This window comes from Oleiphilus sp. HI0132 (assembly GCF_001635845.1).
The window spans coordinates 1-7,112 of record NZ_LWGJ01001072.1 but is presented as its reverse complement, the minus strand read 5'-3'; the positions used below and the strand labels follow the sequence as shown (position 1 = coordinate 7,112).

Annotated in this window: 7 protein-coding genes; 6 read left to right on the top strand and 1 reads right to left on the bottom strand. The window is 45.2% G+C overall.

The window, feature by feature from the left end; all coding sequences use genetic code 11:
- The 6 genes from A3766_RS13610 to A3766_RS13585 all read left to right on the top strand — a co-directional run.
- Positions 1-748 (top strand): MoxR family ATPase (locus A3766_RS13610; protein WP_068642361.1); only part of this gene is annotated, 748 nt, incomplete at its 5' end.
- 3 nt (positions 749-751) lie between these two features.
- Positions 752-1,705, top strand: coding sequence for a DUF58 domain-containing protein (locus A3766_RS13605; protein WP_068506436.1), 954 nt, complete (start codon positions 752-754; stop codon positions 1,703-1,705).
- Between the two features lie 15 nt (positions 1,706-1,720).
- Positions 1,721-2,197 (top strand): DUF4381 domain-containing protein, encoded by a 477-nt coding sequence (locus A3766_RS13600; RefSeq protein ID WP_068506434.1) that lies wholly within the window; start codon positions 1,721-1,723, stop codon positions 2,195-2,197.
- Positions 2,190-3,248: a VWA domain-containing protein gene (locus tag A3766_RS13595; RefSeq protein ID WP_068506432.1), complete on the top strand. Its 1,059-nt coding sequence runs from the start codon at positions 2,190-2,192 to the stop codon at positions 3,246-3,248. Before A3766_RS13600 ends, A3766_RS13595 begins: the two co-directional genes overlap by 8 nt.
- On the top strand, positions 3,248-5,131 hold the full coding sequence (locus A3766_RS13590) for a VWA domain-containing protein (RefSeq protein ID WP_068506428.1): 1,884 nt from the start codon (positions 3,248-3,250) through the stop codon (positions 5,129-5,131). Before A3766_RS13595 ends, A3766_RS13590 begins: the two co-directional genes overlap by 1 nt.
- Positions 5,125-6,942 (top strand): BatD family protein, encoded by a 1,818-nt coding sequence (locus A3766_RS13585; RefSeq protein WP_068506424.1) that lies wholly within the window; start codon positions 5,125-5,127, stop codon positions 6,940-6,942. The genes A3766_RS13590 and A3766_RS13585 overlap by 7 nt, the downstream gene beginning before the upstream one ends.
- 32 nt (positions 6,943-6,974) lie before the next feature.
- Here A3766_RS13585 and A3766_RS28950 read toward each other — a convergent pair whose 3' ends face one another.
- A complete protein-coding gene (locus tag A3766_RS28950; RefSeq protein ID WP_082907119.1) occupies positions 6,975-7,112 on the bottom strand; it encodes an AraC family transcriptional regulator in 138 nt (45 codons plus the stop codon).

Here is a 7,112-nt window from a genome sequence, read left to right as displayed (position 1 = left end):
ACTCCCTTCCGATGTAACCGGCACAGAAATATATCGTGCCGAGAAAGGAGAGTTTGAATTTCAAAAAGGCCCAATATTTCATAATTTAATACTAGCTGACGAAATTAACCGTGCCCCCGCAAAAGTTCAATCTGCACTACTAGAAGCAATGGCCGAGCGACAAGTAAGCGTTGGCAAACAAACCTTCCCGCTTGATAGTTTATTCTTAGTAATGGCCACGCAAAACCCAATCGAACAAGAAGGCACCTACCCCCTGCCCGAAGCGCAGTTAGATCGTTTTTTAATGCACGTAAAGATCGACTACCCCAACCTTGAGTCCGAAAAGGAAATATTGCGACTAGCCAGAAGCGAGCACGATGACACGCCATTGAACGAAGAGGTATTAGAACTTGCTCAGTCTGAGATCTTCCAAGCCAGGAAAGAGATGTCTGCAATCCATATGAGCGAAGCTGTAGAGGAATATCTTGTCCACCTTACGATTGCGACGCGTCAACCTACACAATACGGTGAAGACCTGGGTCGCTGGATCGATTTCGGCGCCAGTCCACGCGCAACAATTTCCCTAGATCGCTGCGCACGTGCTTATGCATGGTTAAATGGCAAAGATTTCGTTAGCCCTGACGATATTCGCGCCGTACTTCACGACGTCTTTCGTCATCGCATTATCATCAGCTTTGAAGCTGAAGCAGACGGTATAACAGCCGATCATGTGATCAATGAACTAATTCACCGCGTTCCTGTAGCATAATCAATGCCTGTTACTAATTCAGACTCAATTCCCAACCTCGACCAGGGGCCTTATACTTCGGTGCAGGCGCTTGCGCGTTTACGTTGGCAGGCAAAAAATCTAAAACTCAGAAAAGCAAAAGCTATTTCGCGCCCCCAAAGCGGTTCACACCTATCCAAATTCCGCGGTCGAGGCATGGAGTTCGCAGAAGTTCGTGTATATCAGCCTGGTGACGACGTTCGGAGTATCGATTGGCGCGTTACAGCACGGCGCCAGACGCCTCACACTAAACTATTTAACGAAGAACGCGAACGCCCACTCCTAGTTATTTGTGATCAGAGTAAAAGCCAGTTTTTCGGTAGCAAACATAGCTTCAAGTCCGTTAGAGCTGCCGAAGCTGCTGCCTTGTTCGCATGGTCTGCACTCGACCACAATGACCGCGTTGGAGGCATAGTATTCTCTGACATTGCACATCACGAAGTAAAGCCAGCGCGTAGTCGCAAGTCAGTAATGCAATACATTAATTTTCTTAGTCAGTTTAACCAAGCCTTGAATATAGAAGATAGCAAAATTCCCCCTTCTTTCTCGCTTGATAAGGCACTAATAGAAGCGGTCAGACTTGCAAAGCCAGGTACGCTTATCGTTATCATCAGCGACTTTTTACACTTTAATCAGGAAACTGAAAAAGCACTTAAGGCCCTTAGTAGGCACAATGAGTTACTCTTCATTCGTAGCTATGACCCTCTAGAGGAAGAGCTTCCTCCACCAGGCTTACACCCTGTATCTGATGGCCAACAAACTCTGCTCATCAACTCAAACTCGGCACAAGTTCGATCCGACTACAGCGCCTGGGCGACTCAACACAAAAACCAGTTAGAAGAAATGAGCAAACGTTTTAAATCCTTATTAATAAATCTGTCTACACATCAGGAAACTAGCCACTGTCTCCAAGAAATTCTGCGCAATTACAGCAGATAGTGACTCAATAACACCATGAACCCATCATCGCCATTAGACCAACTAAAAGATATCCACCCTCCCGTGGATATCACCTGGTGGCCGCTAGCTTTTGGCTGGTGGGCTTTAATTGTTATTTCGGTCATCGCTATTGCGCTTGGTCTTACTTTTTTCATAAGACATAGACAACGGAATGCCTGGCGCAGGGTAGCCTTACTTGAACTTAAAGCAATAACCCACAACTCAAAAAGTTGGGATAACTTCGAGCTAGCTACCGAAATAAACATACTCCTAAAGCGATGCCTTGCCGGGAACTCAAGCTCTACTGCACACCTTAGCGACACCGCTGACAAATGGGGCGATACTCTCAACACAACGCAAAACAAAGTAATACTGCCGAGCGACTTACTAGACATCCTCTGTCACGAGATTTACCAACGGAATTGCCCTCGTATAAATACCGAGCAATTGATGCTAATCGAAAAATGGATTCGAGGCCTACGTCATGCTTGATAATCTCTTAGAAGCACTTAACTTTGGGCTAGTTTGGCCTCTTGCGCTATTACTTTTGCCAATTCCTTTGCTCATCCCTCGGCGAGCAAATCAAAGCACCACAAACTATAGAGCGCCGCAGCTTCCACTCTATGAAACAGTAAAAGCACTGAAACTGTCACGTGCACCAGAAGGAAAAACCCATAGCAAACTAAGTAAATACCTACTGGCTTTTGCGTGGTGTTTTCTAATAGTTGCAGCCTCCAGGCCTACTTACTACGGAGAAAAAGTAAACCTCCCGCTAAGTGGAAGAGACTTGATGCTGGCAATCGATATATCACCAAGCATGAAAGAAACAGACCTTAAATTAGATGATGAGTTTGTATCTCGCTTGGACGTTGTCAAAAATGTTGTCTCTTCCTTCGTTACGCAAAGAAAAGGTGACCGCATCGGCTTAATACTGTTTGGCTCTGAGCCCTATATCCAATCGCCGCTTTCATTCGACACAAAAACGGTCAACACACTACTGCAAGAGGCTTACTTAGGTATGGCAGGTAAAGCAACGGCTATCGGCGATGCTATCGGTCTTGGTGTTAAACGCCTAAGGGAAAGACCGAAAGATAGCCGCGTTCTCATATTACTTAGCGACGGCGCGAATACCGCTGGCGAGATCCCCCCCGAAAAAGCTGCACAGTTAGCAGCTCAAGAAGACATCATTATTTATACGATTGGTATTGGTGCCGACGAGCTTTACCGACGAAGCTTTTTTGGCACTCAAAAGGTCAACCCCTCAGCTGATCTGGACGAAGACATGCTAAATGCAATTGCCGAAGTCACTGACGGCAAGTATTTTAGGGCCCGAAACACTGAAGAATTAAACGCGATATACCAGCTCATCAATGAGCTTGAACCAATCGAACAAGACAGCAGAAGCTATCGGCCCACTAAATCTTTGCTTGTATATTTCCTGTCAATAAGCCTGTGTTTTTATCTGGCCGCTTTAGTTGTGAGTTATGCATCTAGCTCACGCTTTACCACTTTCTTCTCTTCCCTAAGAGGAGACAAGCAATAGTGAATCTAGATTTACTCGCCAATTTTCATTTTTTACGTCCATTTTGGCTAACTTGCTTGCTAGCACTGCCTTTTGTCTGGCTTATCCTGCGGCAGTTTAATCAACGAAGCGGAGATTGGAGCCGAAGCATCGACCCTGAGCTTTTGAAGCATTTAACTCCTGCATCCAGTGATAATGAATCAGGCAAAAAAAACTGGCCGCCAATTTTGTTGTTATTGCTAGCCATTATTGGGCTTTCTGGCCCGAGCTGGGAACAAAAACCTAGGCCCGTTGCACAACTACAAGACGATATGGTAGTCATTCTTGACCTATCCGTATCAATGCTTGCCACCGATGTAAAACCCAGCAGACTCGTTAGAGCAAAGCAGAAACTTCACGACCTGCTAGCACTGCGCACAGAAGGAAACACCTCACTTATCGTATTTTCTGGGGATAGTCATATCGTTACACCCTTAACAGATGACATAAATACAATCAAAGCCAGCCTTGAAGCACTTGACCCTTTTATTATGCCGGTTATCGGAAGCAGACCAGATAATGCCGTGAACCAAGCAATTGAGCTATTCAAACAAAACAACTCACGATCAGGTCGCGTTATCCTGATTGCAGACAGTAGCACGCAAGAGCAAAATGAACGTATTTCAGATGCCTTGAGTAGCAAGAATATCCATCTAGATGTTCTTGCAGTAGGTACCAAAGAAGGCGGGCCGATAGATATACCCGGAAAAGGATATTTTAAAAGCCAGGGCGAGATCGTCATCCCACAGACTCCTTTCAAACTATTGGACAGTCTTGCAGGGGTAAATCGCGGCAAGATGGTTAAAATGTCCCTAGATGATCACGACCTAGAGGCGCTTGATATCACGGGTGAACGACTGAGAAAAGCAAAAGCGAACAATACTGACAAGCAAGAAAGTTTTCGTACCTTTGATGCCTGGGAAGATGCCGGTTATTTGCTGTTATTCTTAATAATACCTTTTGCGCTTTTTGCGTATCGACAAAACACACTTCTAGCGCTGTTTATTTCGATATCGCTTATTTCTTTACCAGAAACCTCACACGCCCTTGAAGCAAGAGACTTGTTTAAGACCCAAGACCAGCAAGCTCAAGAGCTAATGAAGCAACAGTCCTACACTGAGGCTGCCGAGAAATTTGAATCCATAGAACATAAGGCAGCCGCTCATTATCGCGCTGGAAATTACGAGCAAGCTGCGAAGTTATACGAAACACTCCCCTCACAGGATGCTTTGTACAACTTGGGGAACAGTCTGGCAAGGAACCAAAAATTCCAGGAAGCACTCGATGCTTACGAGCAAGTATTGAAGCAAAACCCGGATCATCAAGACGCAAAATCAAACAAAGAACTAATAGAGAAACTTCAACAGGAAAACGAGCAGAAACAAAACAGTGACCAGGAGAACCAGGAGAACCAGGAGAACCAGGAGAACCAGGAGAACCAGGAGAACCAGGAGAACCAGGAGAACCAGGAGAACCAGGATCAGGGTAAGCCCGATAATTCTGAAAGCCAAGATGGTGGCAAACAACAAAACCGAGAAAAATCACAGGATCAACAGTCAGGTAGCTCAGAAGACGAAAAAGAGCAGTCTCAAGGTGAGCAAACTGAACAAACGACTGAAGAGCAGGATGCGCAAAAACGAGAAGCAAAACCAGAACAAGATGAAACAGACAGTAATGAAGAAAACCCTATTACATCTTCTTTGCAAGCGCTAAACGAAGAAGAAAAACAATCTTATGAGCAATGGATGCGCAGAGTGCCTGACGACCCATCAGGCCTTCTTCGCAGAAAATTCGAGCAACAATCTTATGACCGCCGACGCAAAGGCGGGTCAGCAGTAATAAATGAAGGTGAGCCAATATGGTGAACGATAAGCCAAAATTAAATAAAGGCTATCCACACAAACATCACAATATGCTTAGTAAGCTGCTTAGCTTACTAACACTTTGCCTACTTAGTCAGCTTAGCCTTGCCAACACATCCCTTAGTGCCAGTGTTGACAGGAATAAAGTATATCTCAATGAGAGCTTCAACCTTAAGCTTCAGGGGAATGTGGATATCGACTTTAGCCTGGGCGGCTTAATGAGCTTTGGGCGAAACCAGATTGAAGCGCCAACAATTAAAGGGCTTGAAGATAGCTTTGAGATCCTTGATCGCCAGCAGAATTATAGTATGCGCTCCATTAATGGCGATACAACAACCGAAGTTACATGGAACTATACGCTTAGCCCAAAGCAGGCCGGTACACTAACTATTCCTCAGGCAATACTACAAGGAGCCAAATCTGAAGCTATTGTTATAGAGGTTGTGGAGGGTAAAGCACCCATCGACGCGGACAACCCTCCCCCTGTTTTTATTGAAGTTGAAACAGACAAATCAGATGTTTACGTTCAGGAACAAATCCAATATACCGTTCGCTTATTTTCCTTAGGAAGGCTTAGTAGCGGAAATTTAAGTGAGCCCGCCACAAGCAATGCCATCATTGAACCTTTTGGCGAGGAAAATAAATACTATCGTATGGCTTATAACCAACGCTATGAGGTCATTGAACGAAAGTACCTAATCTATCCTCAAAAAAGTGGTGCTCTCTATATCGATGGTTTAGCCTTCAACGGTGTGCTTATCGACAGCTATCAACGTAGACGCATACGTGTCTCGGAAATATCGGATGCTGTTCAAGTGAATATAGCACAGCCGAACCCCAATTTTACTGGTCAACACTGGTTACCAGCAAAGAGCCTGCATTTAAGTGAAAAATGGCAAGATGAGCAGCTCGAACTATCAATCGGTGATGCATTTACGCATGAAATCACCACCTCTGCTTTAGGTTTACTTGGGTCAGCCCTTCCCCCAATACCCGCGGTATCAAATGAACGGGTTAAGTCATACCCCGATAAACCGTCTGTTGAATCACAAGCTCACGAAGGCGGCTCATATGCCATACGAAAGGACGCAACAACATATATTGCCATCAAACAAGGCGAAATTACGCTACCGGAAATACGCATACCTTGGTGGGATACAGTCAACGATGTTGAGCGTATTGCTACACTCCCGGAGCGAACAATCATCATCAAACCGGGCGCTGTAAACCAAACTCAAAAGAATGAGCAGCCCTCCAGCATCGACTTAACTGATGATGGAAAAGCAACACCCAACCAAGAGTCCGAGATAGAAAGCACAGCTAAAAATACAGAGCCTAAGCACAATGAGAGCAATCAGCATGCCTTGCTAGCGATAATCGCACTACTCGCCTTTGGTTGGCTTCTAACGAGTTTGTTCCTACTTCTACGACTGAAGCAAGTAAAGCAAGACTTAAATAAACTAATCTCGATACAAGCTCCCGACTCTACTACTTCAGAACTCAGCTACAAACAATTAATTGAAGCAATTAGAAAGGGGTCGAGTGACATACCGAAGCTTGTACTAGCTTGGATCGAGAGCCAGCGAAAACAAAACACCGTTAAGTCAGCCCCCATTACCTTGCGTTCGCTGAAAGCTTTAGATGAGTCGCTTGCTGCCGAACTATTAGCATTCGAGAACGATCGTTACAGTAAAAATGCAACTCAGACCTATGACCAGCAAGCCTTACTTGAAGCATTAAAAAAATACACTAAAACAGCACCCGGCCTGAAAGGCAAAGACAATGCTTCTTTGCCACCGTTCTACCCGCAGTAGCACAGCCAGACAAACTTAGCCCAGAAAGCCAGCTATCGATGCTGCTCACGGCAGGCGCCAGGCGTTTGCCCTGTCCACTTTTTGAAGGCGCGATTGAATGCTGCTGCTTCTGAAANGCCGAGCTGCAAAGCAACGTCATTAATACTCAGGTTTGCCTTGGCCAGCAACAC